At 64.0% G+C, this 25,015-nt stretch carries 25 protein-coding genes; 20 read left to right on the top strand and 5 right to left on the bottom strand.

Going from position 1 to position 25,015, the window contains the following annotated elements:
* The first annotated feature begins 268 nt into the window (after positions 1-268).
* From ACIQLF_RS15055 to rpsN, 9 genes are all read left to right on the top strand, one after another.
* Positions 269-1,519, top strand: a complete 1,251-nt coding sequence (locus tag ACIQLF_RS15055; RefSeq protein ID WP_400299978.1) for a spermidine/putrescine ABC transporter substrate-binding protein — start codon at positions 269-271, stop codon at positions 1,517-1,519.
* Positions 1,516-2,748 (top strand): PotD/PotF family extracellular solute-binding protein, encoded by a 1,233-nt coding sequence (locus tag ACIQLF_RS15060; protein ID WP_400299980.1) that lies wholly within the window; start codon positions 1,516-1,518, stop codon positions 2,746-2,748. Before ACIQLF_RS15055 ends, ACIQLF_RS15060 begins: the two co-directional genes overlap by 4 nt.
* A 1-nt stretch (position 2,749) precedes the next feature.
* Positions 2,750-3,904 (top strand): ABC transporter ATP-binding protein, encoded by a 1,155-nt coding sequence (locus ACIQLF_RS15065; protein WP_400299983.1) that lies wholly within the window; start codon positions 2,750-2,752, stop codon positions 3,902-3,904.
* A complete protein-coding gene (locus tag ACIQLF_RS15070; protein WP_400299985.1) occupies positions 3,901-4,845 on the top strand; it encodes an ABC transporter permease in 945 nt (314 codons plus the stop codon). Before ACIQLF_RS15065 ends, ACIQLF_RS15070 begins: the two co-directional genes overlap by 4 nt.
* Before the next feature lie 11 nt (positions 4,846-4,856).
* Complete coding sequence (locus ACIQLF_RS15075; protein WP_400299988.1) at positions 4,857-5,654, top strand: ABC transporter permease; 798 nt, start codon at positions 4,857-4,859, stop codon at positions 5,652-5,654.
* Between the two features lie 150 nt (positions 5,655-5,804).
* A complete protein-coding gene (locus ACIQLF_RS15080) occupies positions 5,805-6,278 on the top strand; it encodes a MarR family winged helix-turn-helix transcriptional regulator (RefSeq protein WP_400299990.1) in 474 nt (157 codons plus the stop codon).
* 424 nt (positions 6,279-6,702) lie between these two features.
* Positions 6,703-6,939, top strand: a complete 237-nt coding sequence (gene rpmB, locus ACIQLF_RS15085; RefSeq protein ID WP_068733058.1) for a 50S ribosomal protein L28 — start codon at positions 6,703-6,705, stop codon at positions 6,937-6,939.
* Complete coding sequence (rpmG, locus tag ACIQLF_RS15090) at positions 6,939-7,106, top strand: 50S ribosomal protein L33 (RefSeq protein WP_068733060.1); 168 nt, start codon at positions 6,939-6,941, stop codon at positions 7,104-7,106. The genes rpmB and rpmG overlap by 1 nt, the downstream gene beginning before the upstream one ends.
* 2 nt (positions 7,107-7,108) lie before the next feature.
* Positions 7,109-7,414: a 30S ribosomal protein S14 gene (rpsN, locus tag ACIQLF_RS15095; protein WP_209999415.1), complete on the top strand. Its 306-nt coding sequence runs from the start codon at positions 7,109-7,111 to the stop codon at positions 7,412-7,414.
* A 155-nt stretch (positions 7,415-7,569) separates the two neighbouring features.
* On the opposite strand, the gene ACIQLF_RS15100 is transcribed toward rpsN, so the two are convergent.
* The gene (locus tag ACIQLF_RS15100) at positions 7,570-8,148 is read right to left on the bottom strand and encodes a DUF1992 domain-containing protein (protein WP_400299994.1); all 579 of its coding nucleotides are present in this window, start codon (positions 8,146-8,148) and stop codon (positions 7,570-7,572) included.
* Positions 8,149-8,348: 200 nt separating this feature from the next.
* Between ACIQLF_RS15100 and ACIQLF_RS15105 the strand changes: the two genes are divergently transcribed.
* From ACIQLF_RS15105 to ACIQLF_RS15155, 11 genes are all read left to right on the top strand, one after another.
* Positions 8,349-9,332, top strand: a complete 984-nt coding sequence (locus ACIQLF_RS15105) for an SDR family NAD(P)-dependent oxidoreductase (protein ID WP_400299996.1) — start codon at positions 8,349-8,351, stop codon at positions 9,330-9,332.
* Between the two features lie 321 nt (positions 9,333-9,653).
* On the top strand, positions 9,654-9,938 hold the full coding sequence (locus ACIQLF_RS15110; RefSeq protein WP_068733068.1) for an HU family DNA-binding protein: 285 nt from the start codon (positions 9,654-9,656) through the stop codon (positions 9,936-9,938).
* 184 nt (positions 9,939-10,122) lie between these two features.
* Entirely contained in the window at positions 10,123-10,755 is a 633-nt protein-coding gene (locus ACIQLF_RS15115; RefSeq protein ID WP_400299999.1) for a hypothetical protein, read from the top strand.
* A 59-nt stretch (positions 10,756-10,814) separates the two neighbouring features.
* Complete coding sequence (locus tag ACIQLF_RS15120; protein ID WP_400300001.1) at positions 10,815-11,426, top strand: copper resistance protein CopC; 612 nt, start codon at positions 10,815-10,817, stop codon at positions 11,424-11,426.
* 244 nt (positions 11,427-11,670) lie between these two features.
* Positions 11,671-12,240 (top strand): copper chaperone PCu(A)C, encoded by a 570-nt coding sequence (locus tag ACIQLF_RS15125; protein WP_400300004.1) that lies wholly within the window; start codon positions 11,671-11,673, stop codon positions 12,238-12,240.
* Between the two features lie 5 nt (positions 12,241-12,245).
* Complete coding sequence (locus tag ACIQLF_RS15130) at positions 12,246-13,472, top strand: Dyp-type peroxidase (protein ID WP_400300007.1); 1,227 nt, start codon at positions 12,246-12,248, stop codon at positions 13,470-13,472.
* A gap of 102 nt (positions 13,473-13,574) precedes the next feature.
* On the top strand, positions 13,575-15,704 hold the full coding sequence (locus ACIQLF_RS15135) for a cytochrome c oxidase assembly protein (protein WP_400300009.1): 2,130 nt from the start codon (positions 13,575-13,577) through the stop codon (positions 15,702-15,704).
* Complete coding sequence (locus ACIQLF_RS15140) at positions 15,694-16,476, top strand: hypothetical protein (RefSeq protein ID WP_400300012.1); 783 nt, start codon at positions 15,694-15,696, stop codon at positions 16,474-16,476. The genes ACIQLF_RS15135 and ACIQLF_RS15140 overlap by 11 nt, the downstream gene beginning before the upstream one ends.
* A gap of 129 nt (positions 16,477-16,605) precedes the next feature.
* Positions 16,606-18,558, top strand: coding sequence for an NHL domain-containing thioredoxin family protein (locus ACIQLF_RS15145; protein WP_400300014.1), 1,953 nt, complete (start codon positions 16,606-16,608; stop codon positions 18,556-18,558).
* Between the two features lie 239 nt (positions 18,559-18,797).
* Positions 18,798-19,295, top strand: a complete 498-nt coding sequence (locus tag ACIQLF_RS15150) for a MarR family winged helix-turn-helix transcriptional regulator (protein WP_400300017.1) — start codon at positions 18,798-18,800, stop codon at positions 19,293-19,295.
* Positions 19,292-20,560, top strand: a complete 1,269-nt coding sequence (locus ACIQLF_RS15155; protein WP_400300020.1) for an MFS transporter — start codon at positions 19,292-19,294, stop codon at positions 20,558-20,560. Before ACIQLF_RS15150 ends, ACIQLF_RS15155 begins: the two co-directional genes overlap by 4 nt.
* Positions 20,561-20,567: 7 nt before the next feature.
* Here ACIQLF_RS15155 and ACIQLF_RS15160 read toward each other — a convergent pair whose 3' ends face one another.
* From ACIQLF_RS15160 to ACIQLF_RS15175, 4 genes are all read right to left on the bottom strand, one after another.
* Positions 20,568-21,563 (bottom strand): hypothetical protein, encoded by a 996-nt coding sequence (locus ACIQLF_RS15160; protein WP_400300023.1) that lies wholly within the window; start codon positions 21,561-21,563, stop codon positions 20,568-20,570.
* A 48-nt stretch (positions 21,564-21,611) separates the two neighbouring features.
* Positions 21,612-23,366 carry a helicase HerA-like domain-containing protein gene (locus tag ACIQLF_RS15165; RefSeq protein ID WP_400300025.1) on the bottom strand — a complete coding sequence of 585 codons (1,755 nt, stop codon included), beginning with the start codon at positions 23,364-23,366 and terminating at the stop codon, positions 21,612-21,614.
* 212 nt (positions 23,367-23,578) lie between these two features.
* Positions 23,579-24,361: an amino acid ABC transporter ATP-binding protein gene (locus ACIQLF_RS15170; protein WP_400300028.1), complete on the bottom strand. Its 783-nt coding sequence runs from the start codon at positions 24,359-24,361 to the stop codon at positions 23,579-23,581.
* Positions 24,348-25,013 carry an amino acid ABC transporter permease gene (locus tag ACIQLF_RS15175; protein WP_400300030.1) on the bottom strand — a complete coding sequence of 222 codons (666 nt, stop codon included), beginning with the start codon at positions 25,011-25,013 and terminating at the stop codon, positions 24,348-24,350. The genes ACIQLF_RS15170 and ACIQLF_RS15175 overlap by 14 nt, the downstream gene beginning before the upstream one ends.
* Positions 25,014-25,015: the final 2 nt, after the last annotated feature.

Raw genomic sequence — 25,015 nt, forward strand, 5'->3', positions numbered from 1 at the left:
TCGACCTCCTGATCGAGCCGTTCTGATAGCACTGAAATCTTTCAACATGGTGGGCACCACGTCGCTTCACTAGAGCGTATCCCGAGGGAATCGGTTGTGGAAGAGGTCTTGTGCAATGGATTTCGTTTGTTAAGAAAGCATTTCAGCCGAAAACTATTGTCAGAATGCGGAATTCCTGACATGATCCATGTCACATGTTCTTTGTGGCTTATGTCACGAGTGACATGGACAGTCGTGTATGCAGCATCAGCTGAAGGGGAATCCGGCCATGTCTAATCAAAACCATCGCGAACTGCCCAGTGATCCGGGGGTTCGGGCGCTGATCGCGCAGGCGCAACGTATGCAGGTGTCCCGTCGCAAGCTACTCGCGGGTGCCGGCGGCTTGGGCATTGCCGGACTTCTGGCTGCCTGCGGCACCGGCGGAGGAACCGGTGGCGGGGCCACCGGCGGGGCAGCCGGAACGGCACCCGCGGTCACGGACATGTCTGCAACCGACAAAAATGTCTTCTGGGCCAACTGGACGCTCTATCTCGACTATGACGACAAAACCAAGAAGTATCCGACGCTGCAGGAATTCACCAAGCGCACCGGCATTGAGGTTCACTATGTCGAAGACATCGACGGAAACGACACCTACTACGGCAAGGTGCAGGGGCAGCTTTCAGCGGGCCAGGACATCGGGCAGGACATCATCACCCTGACCGACTGGATGGCGGGACGCGTGATCCGCCAGGGCTTCACGCAGAAGCTCGACCAAGCCAACATCCCGAATGCCAAGAACCTGCTCCCCGCCCTGCAAAAGGTCGACTTCGACCCGGGACGCGAGCACTCGCTGACCTGGCAGAGCGGTTACGCGGGCATCGCCTGGAACAAGGCGAAGTACCCCAAGGGTCTGCGCACGGTGTCGGATCTCTGGAGCCCGGACCTCAAGGGCCGCATCACGGTGCTCGACGAAATGCGCGACACCATTGGTCTCTTGATGCTCGATGAAGGCGTGGACATTTCGGGACCGTGGGGCGACGCCGAGTTCACCAAGGCCACCGACGTGCTGGCCAAGCAGATCAACGACGGGCAGATCCGCCAGGTGAAGGGCAACTCCTACAAGGAGGACTTCATCTCCGGGGACGCCATCGCCGGAATCGTCTGGAGCGGCGACATCGTGCAGATGAATTTCGAGAACAACGACCAGTGGGAGTTCGTCATCCCGGAGGCCGGTTGCACCCTGTGGAGCGACAACATGCTGATTCCGGTGGCCTCCCCGCGCAAGACCAACGCGGAGAAGCTCATGGACTTCTACTACGAACCGGAAATCGCTGCCCAGGTCGCCGCGTACGTGAACTTCATTTCACCGGTCCAGGGTGCGAAGGAAGCCATGGAGAAGATCGACCCGAGTCTGGTCACCAACTCGCTGATTTTCCCGTCCGATGCGGACCTCGAAAAGGCGCACGTCTTCAGGAGCCTCAACGCCGACGAGGAAACCAAGTTCAACAGCCAATTCCAAACAGCAATCGGAGCATGATGTCTCGCAGTGACCATCAACGTAATTCCCTGCAACGCCTGAGCCGGGGCATTGCCGCGGCCCAGGTATCTCGAAGGGGAGTGTTGGCGGGGGCCGGCGGATTGGCGCTGGCGAGCTTCTTGGCCGCATGCGGAACCTCGGGCGGGACAGCGGGCGGCAGCAAGGCCGCCGCGCCGAGTGCCGCCGCGGATCTCTCTGCGGAATCAAAGGTCGTCAATTGGGCCAACTGGACCCTCTACCTGGATTACGACGACAAAACCAAGAAGTACCCGACCCTCGAACGGTTCATGAAGGAATCCGGAATCACGGCCAAGTACTCCGAGGACATCGATTCCAACGACACCTACTACGGCAAGATCCAGGCGCAGCTTGCCGCCGGCAAGGACATCGGACAGGACATCATCACGCCCAGCGACTGGATGTCCGAGCGACTGATCCGCCAGGGCTACGTCCAGGAACTGAACCACGCAAACATCCCCAACATCAAGAACCTGTTGCCGGAGCTCGAAAGCGTGCGCTTCGACCCGGGACGCAAGAAATCGCTCACCTGGCAGTCCGGGTTCACGGGCCTGGCCTGGAACAAGGAGGCCTTCCCCAAGGGGCTGAAGAACGTTTCGGACCTCTGGGACCCGGCCCTGAAGGGGCGCATCACGGTGTTGGATGAAATGCGCGACACCATGCCGATGCTCATGCTCGACGACGGCATCGACATCGCCGGCGATTGGGGCCTCGACGAGTACTCGAACTCCCTGGACGTGCTGGACAAGAACATCAAGAACGGCCAGATCCGCCAGGTAAAGGGCAACTCCTACAAGCAGGACTTCATTTCGGGGGATGCCATCGCCGGCCTCGTCTACTCGGGTGACATCACCCAGCTGAACTTCGAGGAAGGCGACAAATGGGAGTTCATCATGCCCGAACGCAAGGGCCTGTTGTGGAGTGACAATTTCATGGTCCCGATCGGTTCGCCGCACAAGAGCAACGCGGAAGAACTCATGAACTTCTACTACGACCCCGCGGTCGCCGCCGAGGTTGCGGCGTACGTGAACTACGTTTGCCCGGTTGCCGGAGCACGCGAGGCGATGAAGGCGATCGACCCCGAGCTCGTCGACAACCCGCTGATCTTCCCCACCGAGGAATTCCTGAGCCTGGCAACCAGCGAACGGGAAATGACCGTTGACGAAGAAACAGAATTCCAGAATTTGTTCCAGCAAGTGATTGGCGCCTAAATTGAGCACTCCAACAACCCTGAAGGATCCGGCACTGACCGGGGCGTCCTCGGGAGCCGACCTTCACCTCAGCAATGTGACCAAGCGATTCACGGAATTCACCGCCGTGGATGACCTGACGCTCACCGTCCCCAGCGGGACGTTCTTTGCGCTCCTCGGTCCGTCCGGTTGCGGAAAGACCACCACGCTGCGCATGATCGCCGGACTGGAGCAGCCGACCAGCGGCAGCATCAGCATCGGTGGCCAGGACGTCACCAAGTTGCCCTCGTTCCAGCGCCAGGTCAACACCGTGTTCCAGTCCTATGCGCTGTTCCCGCACATGAGCGTGCTGGACAACGTGGCGTTCGGCCTGAAGCGCAAGGGCGTCAAGGACCAGCTATCCCGCGCCAAGGCCGCACTGGAAATGGTGGAGCTCGGGCACCTGGCCTCGCGCAAGCCAAGCCAGCTTTCGGGCGGCCAGCAGCAGCGCGTGGCGCTCGCCCGTGCGTTGGTCAACCGGCCGGCGGTGCTGCTGCTCGACGAGCCGCTCGGTGCGCTGGACATGAAGCTGCGCCGCCAGATGCAGGTTGAGCTCAAGTCGATCCAGACCGAGGTCGGCCTGACCTTCATCCACGTGACCCACGACCAGGAGGAGGCCATGACCATGGCCGACACGGTTGCCGTCATGAACAAGGGGCGGATCGAACAGATGGGCGCCCCGCGCGACCTGTACGAACTTCCCAAGACCGCGTTCGTGGCCAACTTCCTGGGCAAGTCCAACCTGATGCACGGCACCGTGACCGAGGACCTGGGTGACGCCGTAGCCGTGGACGTCTCCGGGCACCGACTGGTCATGCCGAAGAACCGCTCGGTGGCCCACAGCGGCGCCGCGATCGTCGGCGTGCGGCCGGAAAAGATGCGCATCCTGAACCTGCCCGATGACTACTCGCACACCGCCAACATGCTCACAGGCACCGTGCTGGATGCATCGTTCACAGGTGTGAGCACCGAGTACCTCGTCGAGGTCCCGGGCATCGGAACCATCGGCACGTTCTCCCAGAACATGGGCCAGCACCCCGCGCAGCGCGGTGACACCGTCCGCATGACCTGGGAACCCGAGTTCTCGTTTGGGCTGGACGGGGCAGAGAAAACGACCGAGGGGCAGGACGCGGTATGACTACCACCGCCACCCGTCCCCGAGGAAAGAAGCGCGGCGAGCCCGAGGATGTCCGCAGCGAAGAGGAAATCGCCGCGGAGAAACGCAAGGGACGGGTCGGGCTCTACCTGATCCTTCCGGGCATGGCCTTCTTGGCCTTGTTCTTTGCGGCTCCGGTCTTGGTGCTGCTCTCGATGTCCCTGTATACCAAGCCGCCGGGCGCCGAAATCGGCGAATTTGTTCCGGCCCTGCAGTTCAGCAACTACACCACGGTCATCACCGCCTACTGGGACGTCTTCCTGCGTTCCTTCTTCTTCGCGCTGATCGCCACCATTGCGGCGCTGCTGATCGGGTACCCCATGGCGTATCTGGTGGCAGTGCGCCTGCGCGGGCGCCAGCTGATGCAGGGAATCCTGCTGGTCTTGCTGATCGCCCCGTTCTTCTCCAGCTTCATCCTGCGCACGCAGGCCTGGAAGCAGATCCTCTCGGACGAGGGGCCGGTTGTCACGGTGCTTCGCGCGATTGCGATCCTGCCGCCGGACGGGCATCTCACGGCCACCGCGTTTGCGGTTGTCTGCGGCTTGACCTACAACTTCCTGCCGTTCATGATGCTGCCGATCTACGCCAACCTCGACAGGCTGGACACCAACCTACTCGAAGCCTCGGGGGACCTGTACGCCAACCCCATCACGACGTTCTTCAAGGTCACGCTTCCGCTGTCAATGCCCGGCGTCTTTGCGGGCACCCTGCTGACCTTCATTCCGGCGGCCGGCGACTACGTCAACGCGGCGCTGCTGGGCAACAACCGAGACACGGCAATGATCGGCCAGATCATCGATTCGCGCTTCTTCAAGGTTGTCGACTACCCCGGCGCCTCGGCCTTGAGCTTCATCCTGATGATCCTCATCCTGGCTTTGGTCCTCATATACATCAAGCGCTTCGGCACCAAGGAACTGTTCTAGGAGGTTATGGCATGAGACAAAAAATTGGACGCTGGTTCATCCCCGTCGCTGGAGGCCTAGCCTTCGTTTACCTTCTGGTTCCCATCGCATACATCTTTGTGTTTTCCTTCAACGATGCAGGCCGCACCAACCTTGAATGGCGCGGTTTCACGTTGGACAACTGGAAGAACCCCTGCGGTGCGCCGAACGTGTGTGAATCGTTGGTCAACTCGCTGCAGATCGGCGTCGTGGCTACACTTTTCGCCACAGTCCTGGGCACCTGTGTGGCCCTGGGGCTGGTCCGCTACAAGTTCAAGTTCCGCAACACCGCGGACCTGTTGATCATCCTGCCGCTGGCGACCCCGGAAGTCGTTCTTGGTGCCTCCCTGTTGGCCCAGTTCCTGAACCTGGGTTGGGAACTCGGCTTCACCACCATCGTGATCTCCCACATCATGTTCTGCATGTCCTTCGTGGTGGTGACCGTGCGGGCCAGGGTTTCTTCGCTGGACCCGAGGCTTGAAGAGGCCGCCTCGGATCTCTACGCCAGCCCGTTCATCACGTTCTGGAAGGTCACCTTCCCGCTGTTGCTTCCGGGCATCGTCGCGGCGGCACTGTTGTCCTTTGCCATGAGTTTCGATGACTTCATCATCACCAACTTCAACTCCGGCAACTTCACGACCTTCCCGAAGTTCATCTACGTTTCGGCAACACGCGGCATTCCGGCGCAGGCCAACGTGATCGGCTCCGCAATGTTCATCCTGGCGCTTGTCGTTGTGGTTGCCTCGCAGGTCATCGCGTACCGCAGGCGCAAGGCCCTCGCCGCAAGGTAGGGAGCCGCAGGCCGGGCATGGACATGCCCACGTGGGTCCCGGTTTCGCTGACGGACATCCGTCAGGGAAACCGGGACCGGCATGTTTTGCGGCAACATCCAAACACGCCGGTGAGGTGAGCCAATGCGCGGCTATGGAAAGATGGTTCCCATGAGTGAACCGAAGTGGCTGAGCCCCATTGAACGAGAGGCTTGGCTGGCCCTGTTGTCGGTCACCACGCTGTTGCCGGCGGCCCTGGACAGCGAATTGCAGGTGCAGGCCAAGATCACGCTCTTTGACTACGACGTGCTGGCGATGCTCTCCGAAACGGAGGACCGGACGTTGCCCATGAGTGAATTGGCCTCGCGCACCAGCGCCTCGTTGTCGCGGCTGTCGCACGTGGTGAAGAAGCTCGAGGCCCGTGGTTGGGTGGAGCGCAGTCGCTCGGAATCCGACGCGCGAGTCACCATTGCAAGGCTCACCGCCACGGGCTGGGAGATGATCGAACACTTGGCCCCAGAGCACGTCGCGTCGGTGCGGCAGTTTATCTTCGACGGCCTTGATGAGCGCGACGTGGCGGAATTGGCGCGCATTGGCCGCAAGCTCACCTGCCAACTCGATCCTGAGCACTGGATTCTTCGCTGATTCTGGTCATCGCAGGGCCGGCGGGCGAGCATCTACTTCGGCGGCGAGTGGCGTGACGTGAGGCAGATCGCAATTAAAGACACGGTTTTGGTTGGCTTCGATTTGTCCGCACATGTGTTAATCGCCTAGGATGGTAAGGCGTTAAGTCGCGTATGCCCTATGGGTGTGTGCGTTTACCCGTAAAACCGAATATCGCGGCCACCGAGTAGGGAAAAGTGCTCAACTGACCGCGAGGTTCACCGTCTTTCACGCTAATAAAGGCGCTTCGGTTGGTTCTCACCCAGCCTGGTTACCTTCAAGGTGTGCAGTAATATACGGTGTCACAACTGGTGGCGGGACTCTTAATCGCAGATTCAGAGGCAGCATTTTTCCGCTGTATCTGTAAATGAGTACCGCCAATATTTACTACAACTGAGGAGTGATCATGGCAGCAGTATGCCAGGTGACCGGTGCGGTTCCGAACTTCGGACACAGCATCTCCCACTCGCACCGCCGCAACAAGCGTCGGTTCGACCCGAATATCCAGAAGAAGCGCTACTGGGTTCCGTCCCTGCGTCGCAACGTTACGTTGACGCTGTCCGTCAAGGGCATCAAGCTCATTGACGTACGCGGCATCGATGCCGTTGTAACCGGACTCATTGCAAAGGGTGTGAAGATCTAGTGGCTAAGGATAAGGACGTACGTCCCATCATCAAGCTCAAGTCGACCGCCGGTACCGGATTCACTTACGTGACCCGCAAGAACCGCCGCAATGACCCGGACCGCCTCGTGCTGAAGAAGTACGATCCGGTAGTCCGCAAGCACGTCGAATTCCGAGAGGAGCGCTAAACATGGCTAAGAAGTCTATGATTGCAAAGAACGAGCAGCGCAAGGTCATCGTTGAGCGTTACGCCGAAAAGCGTGCAGCCCTCAAGAAGACCCTCGTTGATCCGAATGCAACCGACGAGGCACGCGAAGAGGCCCGCTTGGGCCTGCAGAAGCTGCCCCGCAACGCATCGCCGATCCGCGTTCGCAACCGCGACGCCATCGACGGCCGCCCGCGCGGTACCTTCCAGAAGTTCGGTATCTCCCGTGTTCGCTTCCGCGACATGGCACACCGTGGCGAGCTTCCGGGCATCACCAAGTCTTCCTGGTAAATTCCAGAAGCAGTCAAAGGCCCCAACCGAATCGGTTGGGGCCTTTGGCCATTTAAAGATCAGGAAGAATCCGGCATCTGGCCTGAGCAAATGCCCCGCATTGACCATGCTCCATGGAATCGGCGAATCGGAGGATTGGTTGCCGCCCGGCGGGGCTAAGCACCGCCGAACCACCGCTTCCACCCCGATGCGCGTTCCGGGGTCGTCGAGTCCGTCTCGGATGCTGCCGACGCCGCTCGCTGGGAACGGCGCGATTCCCAGCCCTCAAGCTCGGCATCGACGTCCCGCAACTTGGTAATCACCGGAGGACCGCCGTTGAGCTGCCGGCGGGCATTGATGATTCGAGCATTGAAATCCTCAAGAAGCTCCCGCACCTGGGCTCTTGAATGGAAGCCGTCCACGGTTGCCTCGAGCTCCGCGTCCTCCTTGCGCAGCATCAAGGCCGGCGGTCCAACGCCGCTGATCTTTTCCCGCTCCATCATCCCCTTGACCCACCAGTCGGGGTCGGCGTTGTTGCCCAATCCCGGGATGGGCTTCCCCGCGTAGGCGAGGTTGTCGAAGTCGCCGCGCGCAAAGGCCGCATCAAGGGCGCTGTTGGCTACCTCCCAGACTTCCTCATCGGCATGGAAATGCGGCGTCTCGGTAGGAACGTCCTTTTCATTGGAGAATTTACGCCCTGTGGCTTGAGTGTATTCATCAACCGGAATATCTTTGGTCGCCAGTTCCTGCGCCAACCGATACCGTGCGGCATGCAGTGACGCATCACGGTTTTCGTCTTGGTTGCGGTGTGTCATCTGAGTCGACCGGCCTCTCTTTGTTCTCCGTCTCAACCTTAACCAGCGGGGCACCGCGGCGACAATGCGTCAGAAGCCCGTGTTCACGGTGTCCCGCGACTCCTGACGAAACAGGGGACTAGGGGGTAGCTTTGGTCTCCATGAGCACACATCAATGCGGCATCACAAAGAACGGTCCAATCCTCGGTGATTCGGCGGAATGCGGACAGAACGCGGTGGGGGATGCCTCGGGCAAGCGGATCCTCGTGACGGGTGCCAATGCTGGCATTGGTTTCTGGACCAGCCTGCAGCTGGCCCAGCGGGGTGCCGAAGTGATTCTGGCCTGCCGGAACCAGGCAAAGGCGGATGCCGCGCTGCAGGCCATTCGTTCGCGGGTGCCGAACGCAAACGTCTCTTCGGTAATCCTGGACATGGCAAACCTCGAATCCGTCGCCGAGGCAGTCGTTCTACTCAGCGAGCTGGACGGCCTGGATGTGCTCATCGCCAACGCTGGCGTGGTCCATGCCCCAAGGGCGCGGAAACAAAGCCCGGACGGACTGGAACTGGTCGCTGCCACCAACTTCTTCGGGCACTTTGCGCTGGTTGCAGGCCTGTTGCCCGTGCTGGAACGGACCCCGGGGAGCCGGGTGCTCACCTTGGGATCGCTTTCGACCCTTCTGGTCAAATTGAGATTGGATGACCTGCAGCTGCACAACGGGTACTCGGGATGGCAGGCCTATGCGCAGTCGAAAATCATGGTGCAGTCCTTCGGGTTCGAACTCGACCGAAGGCTGCAGGCTGCCGGGAGTCCGGTGCGTGCGTTGAGCGCACATCCCGGCTACTCGATTTCGGGCCGAACCCCGAGGGTTCCCGGTGTCAATGAGCCAAGTCGGGGAACGCTTTTCGCCGACTCGTTGCAGGCGGCCTTTACCCAGGGCAAGAACCGAGGCGCCCTGGCGGTGGTGCGTGCGGCACTGGACCCGCAGGCATTCCGGAACGAAGGCGCCGTGTTCTTCGGCCCCCGGGGGTGGGTCAAGGGGGCTCCTGTCCGGTCGAAGCCGGCACGAGTCACGACCGATTCCCGGGCCGCCGAAGCCATATGGGAAGAGGCCGAAAAGGCGACGGGAATCAAGCTGCTGTCCTGAGCCGAGTGCAACCTAGGAGCACCGAATCGCCGGGCCGGAGCGGTCCGAAAACGGGTCGGAATCTGGCCCCAGACGCCCGGAAACCGGGCGCCTGGGGCGTGGCCGGCGCCGGCTCAAAAAAGTGCCCTTTATCTCTCTTTTGGCTTAAAACTGGCCGTTGAACGCGAAAAACCTGCCAAAGTTCAAAAAAATCCCGGGAATTCAGCCCATTTCGGGCGTTTCGCGTCTGAACATTTGGTAAGTTCTCACACAGAAGTCCCCGCGAATGCGAGGCGTCCTGAACCGGAATCGGTCGGGAAGAAAAGTCCAGGAGGACATACTTTGGCTATGAACCGTAGTGAACTTGTTGCAGCCGTCGCCGAGAAGACCGGCAACTCCCAGGTAGCCGTCAACGGCGTTCTGGATGCAGTGTTCGAGGTATTCGTTTCCCAGATTTCGCAGGGCGAAAAGGTTTCGATCCCGGGATGGCTCGCAGTTGAGCGCACCGACCGTGCAGCTCGCACCGGCCGCAACCCGCAGACCGGCGAAGCCATCCAGATCCCAGCAGGCCACTCGGTCAAGCTGACCGCTGGCTCGAAGCTGAAGGCTGCCGTTACCGGCAAGTAGTCTGCGCTCCCGCAGAAGCTTTCAAACTGCCCCCGTGCAATGGGTCTTCGGACCGATTGCACGGGGGCAATTTGGTTTAATGGTCATGTCCCAACAAGGCTTGAGTTCTACGTATCGTAGAATCGCGTAGAATAGGCTGCCTGGGCATGAACGCCCAGGGACAAAACTCTTGGAAGGACTCGGCATGGAAGATCACGGCCTGCGCATTGTGCGTGGCTGGATCGGTGCGCTTGTGTGCACATGCCTTGCCGTTGCCTCACACACCATTGCCGACGGCATGATGCCGCCCTTGGCGATTGTCGGCCTTGTCCTGGCAGTTTCCGGTGCCGTTTGCACTGCACTGGCCTCGACCAATTTTTCCCTGATCCGCACGACGATTGCCGTTGTCTTGAGCCAGGGGCTCTACCATGCGGTTTTCGGCCTTTTCGGACACCAATCGGCAACCGGGAACCTGCATGAAACGGGAACCCTGCCGGGACATGGTTCGCATTCCACGGTTCTGAGCGTTGAGCAGGTCCTGCAGCCAAACGCAGTTGCAGAATCGCCCCTCGGCTACCTCATGCCGGTTGCACACCTGTTGGCCGCTTTGCTGACCGTCGCGGCCCTCCGCAAGGGCGAACTTGCCGTACGCTCCATGGTCGACAGCATTCTGCTGTACGTTCCGCGGCGCATCCTGTCTTCCCGCGCGTGGCAGCCACTTGTTGCCAAACGATCCCGGGTTGTCTCATCCCCAATGCCTGTGGCCCGCCTGGACGTCTTGCTGCCCGCGCTGCGCCGGCGCGGTCCTCCTGTCGGTCCTGCTTTCGCTTATTGCTAATTGCAGAACCATCCACACAGGAACCCGCCGGGAACGGCGGGGGACAAGGACCACAAACCATGAATGCTTCAACCCAGATTTCGACTTCCAAGGCACGCTTTGCGGCCCTGCTTGCCGTTGCACTACTAAGCCTGATGACGCTTTTCGGCGTCGGCAGCGCACAGGCCCACGACGAGTTGGTGGCATCAACGCCGGCGAACGGTGCTGTGCTCAAGTCATCCCCGGAAAAATTCGTCCTGACCTTCAGCGGCGACCTGAAGGAAATCGGAACGATCGTTGAGCTGAAGGACGAGAAGGGCGACAGCGTCCAGACGAGCTACGAAATCGCGCGCAGGGACCTGACCATCACACCCGACGCCACGCTGCCCAACGGCGACTACACCTTGGTCGCACGGGTCGTCTCCTCCGATGGCCACCCCATCGACAAGAAGCTGGCCTTCAGCGTGAAGGACCCGAAAGCCGTCGAATCCGCGACACCGACGCCTGCGGCCACCGCGGCCCCAAGCGCGGCACCAAGCTCCGAGGCGGCGCCGGTTCCGGCACCGGACAAGCAAAGCCCCGCAGAGCAGCTGTCAGGGCTTCCTGCAGCGGTCGTCTGGCTCATTGCCGGGGTCGTCGTGCTGGGCTCGGTGCTGATGGTCCTGCTGAAGGTTCGCCGCCAAGGCAAGTAAGCCGTCCGGGTGCCGTCGCCGCCACAGTCGTGCGGCAACGGCCTTCCAGGGCGTCCGAGTGAAATCTCGCGGACGCACACACTTTCACACACCCTTGGCACCCACGTGTGCCCGCTGCCGGGCCGCCGCATGTTCTCCTGCGGCCGGGCCCCGGTTGGCCGCACCCGTTGGATGCCGCGCGGAATCCGCAGGCTGCCCGTCGGGCCAAGTCCGGATGCTCCGCCACACACATTGGAGATTTCCCATGCCCTCGAACACCACCACGTTGAACACCCCAACCACCCGCTTCGCCCGCGCAGGCGTCATCGCTGTCGTCGCGGCAGCCCTGTTGAGCGGCTGTGCAAGCGCCAATACTCCCGATGCGGCAAGCCACGGCACGCATTCAACGACCCACGAAGACGCGGTTCATGTCAGCGAAGCCTGGATCAAGGCCGCGCCCAAGGGAATGACCAGCGGCTTCGCCGAATTGCACAACACCACAGGCCAGGAACAGGCCCTTGTTTCGGTTTCTTCGCCCATTGCCGAGAGCGTCGAATTGCATGACATGACGGGAACCGGGACGTCCATGAGCATGCAAAAGCTCGACGGCCCGCTGGCCATTCCCGCCAACTCGACCGTTGCCTTGGAACCGGGATCCAAGCACATCATGCTCATGGGCCTGAAACAGGAACTGAAGGCAGGTTCCACCGCCACCATGGTCTTCACCTACGCGGACCACAGCACCCAGACAGTGGACTTCGAGATCAAGGAATTCGGCGGTGCCAAGGAATCCTACGCGCCGGAGGCCGAACACTCCGGGCACGGGGACAGCTGATCGCGGTGACAAACACAACCAATCAACCAAGCGTTCCTTCGCGGCGCGCACTGCTCTTTGGCGGTGCGGCAACCGTTGCCGGTGCCGCCGCGGGCTTTGCCGCCGGATCCGGCGCCGTCACCGCACGGGCCGCCGAAGGGCTGCCCGGCGGCCCGTTGCACGGACAGGAAACCATTGCCTTCCACGGGGACAGGCAACCGGGAATCCAGAACCCGGCACCGGCCTTCGTTTCCTTCCTGGCACTGGACCTGGTCCTGCCCGACGCCTCAAGCGGGGTCGAACAACGCGAGATCCTGCGCCGTATGTTCAGGCTCATCAGCGACGATGCGGCCCGGCTCATGGCCGGGCGGGGCATCCTGGCCGACACCGAACCCGAGCTCTCGGCAAACCCCGCACGGCTGACCGTCACCATCGGGCTGGGGTCGCGCGCGGTCAGGATCATGAACCCGGGCCTGCAGCCGACCTGGCTCAAGGATCTCGAATCCTTCCCCACTGACCGGCTGGACCCCGCATGGGGCCAAAGCGACGTGGTCCTTCAGCTCTGCGGGGATGACAGGATGTCGATCGCCCACGCCTCGCGCGCATTGCTCAAGGACCTGCGACCGCTGGCAAGGATCCGTTGGGTGCAGGACGGGTTCCGCCATTCCCGCGGGTCCCAGGACGAGGCCGCGACCATGCGCAACCTCTTCGGGCAGCTGGACGGCACCGGAAACCCGAGGGGTGACATGCTGGACCGTGCGCTCTGGGGCGGCGAAAACCTGGAACCGTGGGTTCCCGGCGGCACCTCGCTGGTGCTGCGCCGCATCGAAATGGACCTGGACTCCTGGGACCAGGTGGACCGCCCGGGCCGGGACTTCACCATGGGGAGGCGGCAGGACACTGGTGCGCCGCTGACCGGCGGCCACGAGTTCGATGCGCCGGATCTGCGCGCCACGGACGAACTGGGGTTGCCCGTGATTTCCCCGGATTCGCACGTTGCCCGGTCCCAGCCGCGCGAGGCCGACGAGATCATTCTGCGCCGCGGCTACAACTACCTCGAACCGGACAGCGCGGGATTGCTATTCGCCTCCTACCAATGCGATCCCGGGCGCCAGTTCCTGCCCATCCAAAGGCGGTTGGCCCAGGCCGACATGCTCAACGAATGGACAACGGCAATAGGCTCGGCCGTCTACGCAATCCTTCCGGGGTGCGCGGAGGGGTCGTACCTGGGCAGGGAATTGTTCGCCGGTTGATCGCGTGCCCGCCGTGGTGCCGTGGTGGCGCGCGCCACCACGGCACCACGGCGGGCGCCGAACGATGGGAGAATGAACAAGCGTGGAAGTTGAAAGGACATTGTGAACAACTCACAGAACACCGGACTCCGGGATGAAGCAAAGACCTCCGGGGGTTCCGTCGGCAGGCTCTGGCCGGTCCTGACCCTTCCCGCGGTGCTGCTGGGCCTCATGGCCCTGGTGGCCGCCAGCATCTTCGCCGGCACCTCCGCGGCCAGCCAACTCGGCGACCCGGGCGCCTTCGTGCGCTGGGCACTGCCGATCGCCAAGGCCATGCACCACACTGCCATGTCGGTCACCATCGCCGCCCTGGTCTTCGCCGCGGCGATCCTGCCGCGCTCCACCAAGCCCAAGCGCCCCGCCCAGGGCGAGCACGACACCGACGGCGGCAAGGCCCACCCCGCGTTCGTGCGCGCCATGAACCTGGCTGCGGCAGCAGGCATGGTCTGGACAGTGTCGGCCGCGGCGGTGCTGGTCTTCAGCTTCTGGGACCTCGTCGGCAAGCCGATGAGCCTGGACCCCACCTACACCACGGCGATGCTCGACTTCGTCCTGGAGATTTCCGTGGGCCGGGCCTGGGCCTGGATGATCGTCATTGCCGCGATCACTTCCTCGCTGGCCTTCGGCGTGCGCTCCCCGGCCTGGGTGGGAGCCGCCGCGGCATTCTCGATGACGGGCGTGCTGCCGCTGTCGCTGATCGGCCACGCGGCCGGCGGCACCGACCACTGGGGAGCGGTCAACGCGATCGGCCTGCACCTGGTGGGCGTGTCCCTCTGGTTCGGCGGCATCGCGGTGCTCGCCGCGTTGGCCCCGCTGCTGCAGGGCAAGGCACCGGGACGCCACGGCGGAACCACGCCCGTCCTGGCCGGCACCGTCCTGCACAGGTTCTCCGCGCTGGCCACCATCTCGATCTTCCTGGTCGCCGGTTCCGGCGTTGTCAGCGCCACGATCCGGATCACCAGCTGGGAGCAACTGAACAGCCCCTACGGCTGGCTGGTCATCGCCAAGGCGGTGGCAACCATCGGGCTGGGCGCGCTCGGCCTGGCCCACCGCCGCTACGTGATTCCGCGCCTCGAGGCCGGCAAGATCGGCGCCCTGAACGCCGCTTGGCGCGTGGTCGGGGTAGAGGCACTCGTCATGGCCGTGGTCATGGCGCTGGGTACCGTGCTGGGCAGCACCGCGCCGCCGACCCCGGATACCCCGCCGGAGGTCCCGACCCCAGCGCGCCTGCTCAGCGGCTACGAGTTGCCGCCGGAACTCACGAGCGACAGCTGGCTCACCGTATGGCGCTTTGACTGGCTGTGGATCGCCATCATCATTCTTCTTGCCGTGCTCTACGTGATTGCGACAGTCAAGGTGCGCCGACGCGGCGACAAATGGCCGATCCTGCGGCTGGCCGCCTGGATGGTCGGCCTGGTGGCCCTGTTCTACATCACCTCCGGCGCCCCCGCCGTCTACGGCATGGTGCTCTTCTCCATGCACATGGTCGACCACATGGCCCTGACCATGGTCGCCCCGATGTTCCTGGTCATGGGCGCGCCCGTGACGCTGGCCCTGAAGGCCCTCTCGTCGCGCACCGACGGCACCCGCGGCCCGCGCGAGTGGATCCTGGTGCTGGTGCACTCGAAGTACTCGGCGATCATCACGCACCCGATCTTCGCCGCGGCCAACTTCGCCGGGTCGATCATCATCTTCTACAACACCGACCTCTTCGGGTTTGCGCTGCGCCAGCACGTGGGCCACGAATTGATGAACGTGCACTTCCTGCTCACCGGGTACCTCTTTGCGCTGAGCATGATCGGCACCGACCCGGTTCCCAAGCGCGCACCCTACCCGCTGCGCCTGGTGATCCTGCTGGCCACCATGAGCTTCCACGCCTTCTACGGGGTGTCCCTGATGGGATCGACCTCGTTGATCCAGGCCGACTGGTTCGGCAACCTGGGGCGCCCGTGGGGCGCGCCGGCGATGGAGGACCAGCGCCTGGGGGCCGCCGCGATGTGGGGCATCGGCGAGGTGCCCACGCTGCTGCTGGCCCTGGGCGTGATGGTCGCCTGGAGCCGCGACGACGCGAAGGAATCGAAGCGCTCGGACCGCCAGGCCGACCGCGACAACGACGCGGAACTGCAGGCCTACAACCAAATGTTTGCCCAGCTGAAACAACAAGACCAGGAGATTGAACGACGTGGCCGCTAAGACCAAGATGGGTGCCATGCGCGCCCTCGCCCTGACCGCGTCGCTGGGCCTGCTGCTGAGCGGCTGCGCGGGCAAGGACCAGTCGATGGAGCTCCCGGCGGGCCACGCGCCGCTGCCCTCGAGCGCCAGCCCCAGTGCATCCGCGGGGGCCTCGGCCGGCGCCCAGGAGCAGCTGACCACCGCGCAGCTGGCCGTTGCCTCGGGCATCTCCATGGCCGCGCGCCTTGGCTTCGACCAGGCGCGCGTCATCAACGGCCAGGAGCTGGAGTCCCTCAAGGAAGCCCCCAAGGATTCGCTCAACGGCGTGGTCGTCATTCCCTCGCAGTGCTCCGAGGTCATCGAGTCGCTGAACTGGTCGCCCGTGCAAATGGGCGCCGAGGGTGCGCGCACCGACTTCCTGACCGACAAGATCGCGGCCACCGGTTCGGTCGAGGTCGCGAAGATCACCGACAAGCCGGCGTTGGAGAAGCACTACGGCACGGTGCTGCGCATGCTCACCGAATGCAACAAGGTCTCCCTGCATCAGGATTCGGAAACCGTCCCGTTCACCACGCAGAAGCCCGCCGTGAAGGAGGGCCAGGCCGATTCGACCATCCTGTGGACCCGTGCCAAGCCGGGGCACGCCATGCGCCAGCAGGCCCTGGTGCTGGTCAAGGCCCAGGGGGACTACGTCGGCATGGTTTCCTTCATCGCCAGCGACGGGCTGGACTCGCCCGAGTTCACCCAGATGGCAGGCGAGATCCTCAACGCGGCACTGGCCCAGGCCCGCTAAGGGATGGGCGAAGCCGGGGTCGGCTCCGGGGCCGGAAGTAGCATCCGGTCATGATGTCGCTGGCGGGGTGCCAAAAGCTGGATAATGGGGTGCAGCACCGCGTCAGCCGACAAGCTCAAGGAGTACCCCATGACAGCGCCCTCAAACACCGGAACCGAATCGGTTCGCACCTCCTACAAGGTTCGTGCCTCCGAACTGGTCGGACGGAACTGGTTGAACACCGGCGGCAAGCAGCTGTCCCTCGAGGACTTGCGCGGCAAGATCACGATCCTGGATTTTTGGACCTTCTGCTGCATCAACTGCCTGCACGTCCTGGACGAACTGCGCCCGCTTGAGGCGAAGTACTCGGACGTCCTGGTCACCGTCGGCGTACACTCCCCGAAGTTCGAGTACGAGGCCGATCCGGTGGCGCTGGCCGCGGCCGTCGAGCGCTACGAAATCCACCACCCGGTGCTCGACGACCCGGAGCTGGTCACCTGGCAGGCCTACGCGGCCCGCGCCTGGCCGACCCTGGTGGTCGTCGACCCCGAGGGCTACATCGTGGCCCACCTCTCCGGCGAGGGCCACGCCAGCGGCATGGAATCGCTGATCGAGGAACTCATTGCCGAGCACACCGAGAAGGGGACCCTGCACCGCGGGGACGGACCCTACGTGGCGCCCCCGGCACGCGAGGGCGACCTGCGCTTCCCGGGCAAGGCCGTCGCGCTGGAAAACGGAAACTTCCTGGTCGGCGATTCCGGCCACCACCGCATCGTGGAACTGGGCAACGACCTGACCACCGTGGTGCGCACCTTCGGATCCGGCGTCAAGGGCTTCGCCGACGGCGACGCGGAAACCGCGCAGTTCAACGAACCCCAGGGCCTGACCCTCTTGCCGGCCAAATTGGCCGCAAGCCTCGGCTACCACGTGGTCGTCGCCGACACCGTCAACCACCGCCTGCGCTCGCTCAACCTGGAAACCGGTGCCGTGGGAACGCTGGCCGGCAACGGCGTGCAGCGCCTGCTCGACGCAGAACAGGCCCGCACCGCGGCCGACAACGCCGACGCGGACGCCTGGATCAGCGACCTGGGCAACGACCCGCTGAACACCTCGCTGTCCTCGCCGTGGGACGTGCTGTGGAGCGAGAAGGCCAACGCGGTCGTCATCGCCATGGCCGGGACCCACCAGATCTTCTCCTTCGACCCGTCCAGCCTGGCGCTGCGCGTCTTCGCCGGAACCGGGCTCGAGGGCCTGGCCGACGGCAAGCCGGGGGAGAGCTGGTTCGCCCAGTCCTCGGGCCTGGCCTCCGACGCCCAGGGCAACATCTGGGTCGCCGATTCCGAGACCTCCGCGCTGCGCCGCCTGGTGCTGGCCGAGGACGGGTCGGTCGAGGCCGTCGAGTCGGCCATCGGCGCCGGGCTCTTCGACTTCGGCTTCCGTGACGGCGCCGCGGACCAGGCCCGCCTCCAGCACCCGCTGGGCGTTGCCGTGCTGCCGGACGGCTCGGTCGCCATCGCCGACACCTACAACGGCGCCGTGCGCCGCTACGACCCTGCCACCGCCACGGTCAGCACGCTGGCCCGCGGCTTGAACGAGCCGGCAGACGTGCAGCTCGACGACACGGTGGACGGCGAGCCGGTGCTGCTGGTCGTCGAGACCAACAACCACCAGCTGGTGCGGCTGCCGCTGCCGGCGGAAGCCTTGGTGGTCGACGAGGGCGCGGCACAGACCCAGCGCCCCAAGACGAAGGTCACGGCCGGGGCACACGAGTTGACCGTGCGCTTCTCCGCACCCAAGGGACAGAAGCTCGACGACCGCTGGGGCGATCCCACGCAGCTAAAGATTTCCTCCTCCCCGGAGGAGCTGCTGCTTGGCGGCGGCGGAACCTCCACCGGCCTGAAGCGCACCCTGCAGCTCAACCCGGAGATCTCCGAAGGCGTGCTGCACATCACCGCCCGCGCCGCGGCCTGCGACGGAGAGCCGGGCGGCGAGATCCCCGACCACGCCGCATGCCACCTGTACCAGCAGGACTGGGGCATCCCGGTGATCCTGGATGCCGAGGGCGAGACCGAACTGGTCCTTGACCTGCGCGGCATGGACTGACCTGCGGTTTGGCCGTCGAGCCGAGGCCCCTTGGGTGTTTTCCGGATTTTCCGGTCGACACCCAGGGGGCCTTTTGCTGTCCGCTGCGCGGCGTAGAGCACCTCACCCGGGCGGATCCCGTGATGGTGATCGGCGTCATGGCGGGAATATTTCCACCGAAGTATTGTTAGCAATGCTAAGGAACTAATTGAGGTCGAAACCAAAGACGCCCGGATACGGGGCGCGCCGAAGGAGGATCCGTGACCACCCCGGATCAAGCGAACGCAACTGAAAACGAATCGAAACCCGTACGAACAAGCGCGGCACGCAAGAAAAACGCCACCAGGACCGGAGACCTGGCCGCCGAACTGCGCGTGGCCGTCATGAAGACTTCCCGGCGGCTGCGCCTGGAATCCAGCTCCGAAATGCTGACCCCCGCCCAGTACTCGGTGCTGGCCGCCCTGAAGTCGGAAGGGCACACCATCGGTGAGCTGGCCCAGCGCGAACAGGTCGCGGCGCCCTCCATGACACGCATCGTGAAATCGCTGGTCGAGTCCGGGTGGGTGACACGCACCTCCAACGCGCAGGACGCCCGCCAGGTGATGATCGACATCAGCGAGGAAGGCATGCGCACCTTCGTCGGCGCCCGCAGCCAGCGCACGGCATGGCTGGCCCGCCGGATCGACCAGCTGGGGGAGGACGACCGACAGATCCTTGCAAGGGCCGCCGCCCTGTTGCAGGAAATGAGCGCAAAATGAGCAAGATGTTCCGCGCCTTGAGGATCCCCAACTACCGGCTCTGGACCGCCGGCGCCCTGGTGTCCAACATCGGCACCTGGATGCAGCGCGTTGCCCAGGACTGGCTGGTCCTCACGGTGCTCACCCACCACGACGGGACCGCGGCCGGCGTCACCACCGGCCTGCAGTTCCTCCCCATCCTGTTCCTAGGGCCCTTCGCCGGGGTCCTCGCGGACCGGATGAACAAGCGCAAGCTGCTGGTGATCACCCAAACGGCCATGGGATTCTTCGCCCTCTGCCTCGGCCTGCTGGTTGTCACGGGAACCGCAGAGCTCTGGCACGTGTACCTCCTGGCGCTGGGCCTGGGCGTTGCCAGCGCATTCGACGCACCGGCACGCCAGGCGTTCGTCTCCGAACTCGTACCCGCCGACGACCTGCCCAATGCGGTGGCCCTGAACAGCGCCTCCTTCAACCTGGCACGGCTTGCGGGCCCCGGCGTGGCAGGCCTGGTCATTGCCTTGTTCGGAACGGGCCCGGCCTTCCTGATCAACGCGGCAAGCTTCGGCGCCGTGATCTTCTCGCTGAGCAAGATGCGCGCCGAACTGTTCCAGCCAACCACATTGGCGGCCCGGGAAAAGGGACAGATCAGGGAGGGCATCGCCTACGTCAGCAAGCGGCCGGACCTGTTGCTGATCTTCGGCCTTGCCTTCGTGATTTCCACCTTCGGGCTGAACTTCCAGCTGACCAACGCCATGATGGCCACCGACGTGTTCGGGGTCGGCGCGGGCGAGTTCGGCCTGCTCGGAACCATCATGGCCGTCGGAACCCTGGCCGGGGCGCTGCTGGCGGCCCACCGGGCCAGGCCGCGCCTGCGCTACCTGCTGGGTGGCGCCGTCGGTTTCGGGCTGGCCGCCCTGGTTGCGAGCGCCATGCCGACATTCTTCTGGTACGCGGTCATGATGGTCCCCGTGGGGTTCGCGTCGCTGACGTTCCTGAACAGCTCAAACACCACCATCCAGCTTTCGGTGGATCCCGCCTTCCGCGGCCGGGTCATCGCACTCTACGTTGTGGTGGTGCAGGGCGGAACGCCGTTCGGCGCCCCGCTGGTCGGCTGGCTGGGCACCGAATTCGGCGCCCGCTGGTCCGTGGGAAGCGGAGCGATCATTTCGCTGGCCGCCGGAATGGTCGCCGTGGCTATCGTGTTGCACCAACGGCACCTCAAGTCGAGGACGCCGGCGGAACTGCGGCGCAGGGGATACCGGCTGGTTCCCGCCATGGGCCACTAGGGACGGGTCACTCGCTGGACACAGGGATGACCCGGGCCTTGGTGGTGCCTGCCTCAAGCTGGGCGGTGAAGCCGAAGCTTTCGTCGATCGAACGCTCGGAGGAAGCTCCGGTGCGCAAATCCTGTTCGGTGACCTTGAGCCGGGTCTTGACCGTCAGCGGGCGCAGGGCCCATTCCCCGTTGTAGGAAACGATCTCGGCCTTCGGGTAGTCCAGGATGCTCCAGTGGATCGAATCGGAGCGTACCCGCGCCGAGGTCGAGTAGCTCATGGGGCAGCTTGCCGGCATCAGGACCTGTTGGCTGGCGCAGTCGGCAAGGTACTTCTTGATTTGCCCGTTGACCTCTTCCACCAGCGCCTTGGTGGGTTCGGTGCGGAGCTTGACCGCGGTTCCCTGCGCGTTCGGGTCGGTGACCGCGATGCCGCGGGAATCGGCCACGAAGTTCGGTGTTTCAAAACCCGCGTTGACCACGGCCGGCGCAAACACCGGGACGGTCGTCTTGCCGTTCTCCAACGGAGCGGGCAGGGCGTTGATGTCCACTTCGTTGGTGGTGCTCGCCGAGACTTCCACCGTGGGCAGGATCGAGGGCACGAAGCCCCACCGGTCGAAGAACAGCCAGCGGCGGCCATCGGACCGCAGGCTGTAGCTGGTCTGCTGGGCCGTGCCGTGGACGGTGTAGCTTGCCGTTACCCGCACCACTTTCCCGCTCCCGGGGATCGGCTCCGGCTTGCCCACCGTGAAGTCCTTGATCTCGGCGCTTGCGGCACGCAGCCCGTCGCCGTCGAGCAGCAGGCCGTTGCCCTCTGGCACCGTCGCGTTGAGCAGGCCCAGGGCCTGCGCGCCCTCGCCTGCCACCAGATGCGCCTGGAGTTCCCGGACCTTCTGGCCCGGACCGAAGACCGTGTGGTTCGCCAAGATGATGACGGATGCTGCTACTACGGCCAGCAGCACCAGGGCCGCCGCCCAAATGGCTGCGACCCTGGTGGGGGAAAGTCGTTCGCTCATGATCCTCTAGGCTACCGGGAATCCGAAGCGGTTATGACCTGCGTGTCCTTAGCGGCGCCTGCGCCTCTTGGTTCCGAACATGCCGCGCAACAGTTCGCTGCCGATCGCGTTGGCAGCCTGCAGGGCCATGTCCAGCAACGGGTTCCCCTGCTGGGCAGGCCGTGCCGGGGGCGCGGACCGCGTGCGTGGCGTCGACTTCCTGGCAGGTTTGTCGACCTCGAGTTCGGGCATGGAATAGTCGGCGGCACCCGGGCCCGGGGCCGAGCTCGGCAGCGAGGAGGGCTTGCCGAGGATGGACTCCTCGATCCTGCGCGCTTCGGCGTCGATGTCCGCCTGGGATTGGCCGGCGCCCGGGATCCGTCCGCCCACGGAACCGCCCGTGGGCACGGGGGCGGTCACGCCGGGGAAGCCTGCGCGCGGGGCATTCGGTGCCAGGACGGACGTGGTTTCCGATGCCGATGTGAGCTTCTCGAACGCCGACTCCCGGTCCACGGATGTGCCGTAGACCTGCATCAATGCCGAGCCCTGGATGATTCCCGCGACCGTCCCGGGGTTGGAGGGACCCATCGTCGATTCGGGGCTCCACATCCGCGTCCAGGCCACCGGGGTCGGTGCGCCCCTTTCATTCATCACCGTCACCACGGCCTCGCCGGTCCCGGCCTGGGTGAGCGCCTCTTCCAGGTCGTACTCGCTGGTCGGGAACGTCGAGATGGTTGCCTTCAGTGCCTTGGCGTCATCCGGGGTGAATGCGCGAAGCGCATGCTGCACGCGGTTGGCCAGCTGGCCCAGCACGTCCGACGGAACGTCCTTGGGTGTCTGGGTCACGAAGAACACCCCGACGCCCTTGGAACGGATCAGGCGAACGGTCGTGGTGATCGAGGTCAGGAATGCCTTGGAAGCGCCGCGGAACAGCAGGTGGGCCTCGTCGAGGAAGAACACCAGCTTGGGCTTTTCCGGGTCGCCGACCTCCGGCAACTCGGCGAACAGGTCCGCGATCAGCCAGATCATGAACGTGGAGAAAAGCACGGGCTTCTCCATCAGCGTTGGCAGCTCGAGGCAGCTGATCACGCCGCGGCCATCCGGAGCCACACGCAGGAGCTCCGAGGTATCGAATTCCGGTTCGCCGAAAAAGCTGTCCATGCCCTGCGCTTCCAGGGTCACCAGCTCGCGCAGGATGACGCCGGCGGTGGCCTTGGAAACGCCGCCCAGATTCTCCAGCTCGGGCTTGCCCTCGTCGCTGGTCAGGTACTGGATGACGGCGCGCAGGTCCTTGAGGTCATACAGCTCAAGGTCCTTGGTGTCCGCGTAGTGGAAGATCAACTGCAGGCATGATTCCTGGGTCTCGTTCAGCTCCATGATGCGGGAGAGCAACAACGGGCCGAAGGACGAGATGGTCGCACGGATGGGGATGCCCGTGCCGTCGCCGCCGAGGGAAAAATACTCGACGGGGAAGGACTTTGCCGACCACTCCATGCCCACCGAGGCGGTGCGCGCCATGAGCTTCTCGGTCGGCTGTCCGGGGGTGGACAGGCCGGTGAGGTCTCCCTTGATGTCCGCGAGGAACACGGGGACGCCGTGGCCGGAGAGCTGCTCGGCCATCAACTGCAGGGTGATGGTCTTGCCCGTGCCGGTGGCGCCGGCGACCAAACCGTGTCGATTCATCATGCGCACGGGCAGGCGCACCTGCGCCTCGGGATGGACCTGGCCATCGACCAGGGCCGCGCCCAAATTGACTGCCGGCCCCTCGAACGAGTAACCGGCTCTGATGGTTTCCACATGCTGAGCTGCTGTCATCTTCGCCATGCCCATAGCCTACGGTCTGGAGGCCGGAAGATGAGGCTGGCACGCCAAATATTGTGTTGACGACGGGACCTGTCGTAATCCAGCGCGTTCAGGGCTTCGGCGGGCGACCCGGGGCGACAACGGTCCTCGTGGATCCTACAAGCCCCCCTTGACGCCACAAGGCGCCCAAACGATGTTTGGGCGCCTTGTGGGCATCGCGATCTCAAAGGATGCTAGAACGGGTTGAGCAGGCGGTGCACGAATTGCTGGGTGCGTTCATTCTCCGGGGCGCGCAAGACCACGTCGGGGTGTCCGCGCTCGACCACCACGCCCTGGTCCATGAAGACCACCTCGTCGGCCACCTCGCGGGCGAACGCCAGCTCGTGGGTCACCAGGACCATGGTCCACCCCTCGTCGGCAAGCTCCTTGATGACCTTCAGGACATCGCCCACCAACTCGGGATCCAGGGCCGAGGTCGGCTCGTCGAAGAGCAGCAGCGAAGGCTTCAGCGCCAGCGCCCTGACGATTCCCACTCGTTGCTGCTGCCCGCCCGAGAGCTGGTGCGGATACTGGTTGTGCTTGTCGGCCAGCCCCACCCGAGCCAGAAGTTCCGTGGCCTCGGCAACCGCCTCGGCACGTTTGCGCTTCTGGACCTGTACCGGTCCCTCGATGATGTTTTCCAACACCGTCTTGTGTGGGAACAGGTTGTAGTTCTGGAACACCATGGCGCTGCGGGTGCGCAGGACCTGTGCCTGCTTCTGCGTGGTCCTGGAATCAAAGGTGACTTCGGGCCCGCCGTCGAATGCCACGGCACCCACGTCCGGGATCTCCAACCCGTTCAGGCAGCGCAACACCGTGGTCTTGCCGGAGCCGGAAGGGCCGATCAGCGCCAGCACCTCGCCCTTGCGCACGGCAAGGTCGATGGACTTGAGGACCTGGTTCGAACCGAAGCTCTTCTGCAGGCCGTCGGCACGCAGCATCACGGGGGCGTCCGCCGGGGGTCTAGTGTGCGACATAGCGATCGAGCCTTCCTTCCAAACGCGACTGGCCGGTGGACAGCACCAGGCAGAACACCCAGTAGACCAGCGCGGCCTCCATGTAGATAAGCATGAACTCCTGGCTGAAGGCAGCGATCTCCATTGCCTTGCGGAAGAGCTCGGTCACCAGGATCAGCGACGCCAGGGAAGTGTCCTTCACCAAGGAAATAAAGGTGTTGGACAGGGGAGGCACCGCCACCCTGGCGGCCTGCGGGAGGATCAGCCGGCGCAACGTAGTGGCTCGCGACATCCCGATGGTGTATCCGGCCTCCCACTGGCCGCGGGGGACCGACAAGATCGCGGCGCGAATGACTTCGGCCGCGTACCCGCCGACATTCAGGGAGAACGCAATGATGGCACTCGGCCACGGGTTCAGGGTCACCCCGATGCTGGGCATCCCGTAGAAGATCACGAAGAGCTGGACCAGCAGCGGGGTTCCCCGGATCACCGAAATGTAGGCCCGGGCAATGAAGGACACCAGGCGGTTGGCGCTCAGTCGCATGAGCGCCATGAGCAGGGCGATGGCCAGCCCGATGACGAAGCTGGCCAACGACAGCGGGATGGTGCCCTTGAGTCCGCCGATCACAATGGGCCAGAACGAATCGAGGAATAGGTTCCAGTCGACGTTCATTG

Source organism: Paeniglutamicibacter sp. NPDC091659, assembly GCF_044756805.1.
Classification (GTDB): Bacteria; Actinomycetota; Actinomycetes; order Actinomycetales; family Micrococcaceae; genus Paeniglutamicibacter.

What these genes read in the sequence shown, in the direction of transcription:
- ACIQLF_RS15055 (WP_400299978.1), top strand. Translation starts at nt 269, where the DNA reads ATGTCTAATCAAAACCATCGCGAACTGCCCAGTGATCCGGGGGTTCGG.
- ACIQLF_RS15060 (WP_400299980.1), top strand. Translation starts at nt 1,516, where the DNA reads ATGATGTCTCGCAGTGACCATCAACGTAATTCCCTGCAACGCCTGAGC.
- ACIQLF_RS15070 (WP_400299985.1), top strand. Translation starts at nt 3,901, where the DNA reads ATGACTACCACCGCCACCCGTCCCCGAGGAAAGAAGCGCGGCGAGCCC.
- ACIQLF_RS15075 (WP_400299988.1), top strand. Translation starts at nt 4,857, where the DNA reads ATGAGACAAAAAATTGGACGCTGGTTCATCCCCGTCGCTGGAGGCCTA.
- ACIQLF_RS15080 (WP_400299990.1), top strand. Translation starts at nt 5,805, where the DNA reads ATGAGTGAACCGAAGTGGCTGAGCCCCATTGAACGAGAGGCTTGGCTG.
- rpmB (WP_068733058.1), top strand. Translation starts at nt 6,703, where the DNA reads ATGGCAGCAGTATGCCAGGTGACCGGTGCGGTTCCGAACTTCGGACAC.
- rpsN (WP_209999415.1), top strand. Translation starts at nt 7,109, where the DNA reads ATGGCTAAGAAGTCTATGATTGCAAAGAACGAGCAGCGCAAGGTCATC.
- ACIQLF_RS15105 (WP_400299996.1), top strand. Translation starts at nt 8,349, where the DNA reads ATGAGCACACATCAATGCGGCATCACAAAGAACGGTCCAATCCTCGGT.
- ACIQLF_RS15115 (WP_400299999.1), top strand. Translation starts at nt 10,123, where the DNA reads ATGGAAGATCACGGCCTGCGCATTGTGCGTGGCTGGATCGGTGCGCTT.
- ACIQLF_RS15120 (WP_400300001.1), top strand. Translation starts at nt 10,815, where the DNA reads ATGAATGCTTCAACCCAGATTTCGACTTCCAAGGCACGCTTTGCGGCC.
- ACIQLF_RS15125 (WP_400300004.1), top strand. Translation starts at nt 11,671, where the DNA reads ATGCCCTCGAACACCACCACGTTGAACACCCCAACCACCCGCTTCGCC.
- ACIQLF_RS15145 (WP_400300014.1), top strand. Translation starts at nt 16,606, where the DNA reads ATGACAGCGCCCTCAAACACCGGAACCGAATCGGTTCGCACCTCCTAC.
- ACIQLF_RS15155 (WP_400300020.1), top strand. Translation starts at nt 19,292, where the DNA reads ATGAGCAAGATGTTCCGCGCCTTGAGGATCCCCAACTACCGGCTCTGG.
- ACIQLF_RS15160 (WP_400300023.1), bottom strand. Translation starts at nt 21,563, where the DNA reads ATGAGCGAACGACTTTCCCCCACCAGGGTCGCAGCCATTTGGGCGGCG.
- ACIQLF_RS15165 (WP_400300025.1), bottom strand. Translation starts at nt 23,366, where the DNA reads ATGGCGAAGATGACAGCAGCTCAGCATGTGGAAACCATCAGAGCCGGT.
- ACIQLF_RS15170 (WP_400300028.1), bottom strand. Translation starts at nt 24,361, where the DNA reads ATGTCGCACACTAGACCCCCGGCGGACGCCCCCGTGATGCTGCGTGCC.
- ACIQLF_RS15175 (WP_400300030.1), bottom strand. Translation starts at nt 25,013, where the DNA reads ATGAACGTCGACTGGAACCTATTCCTCGATTCGTTCTGGCCCATTGTG.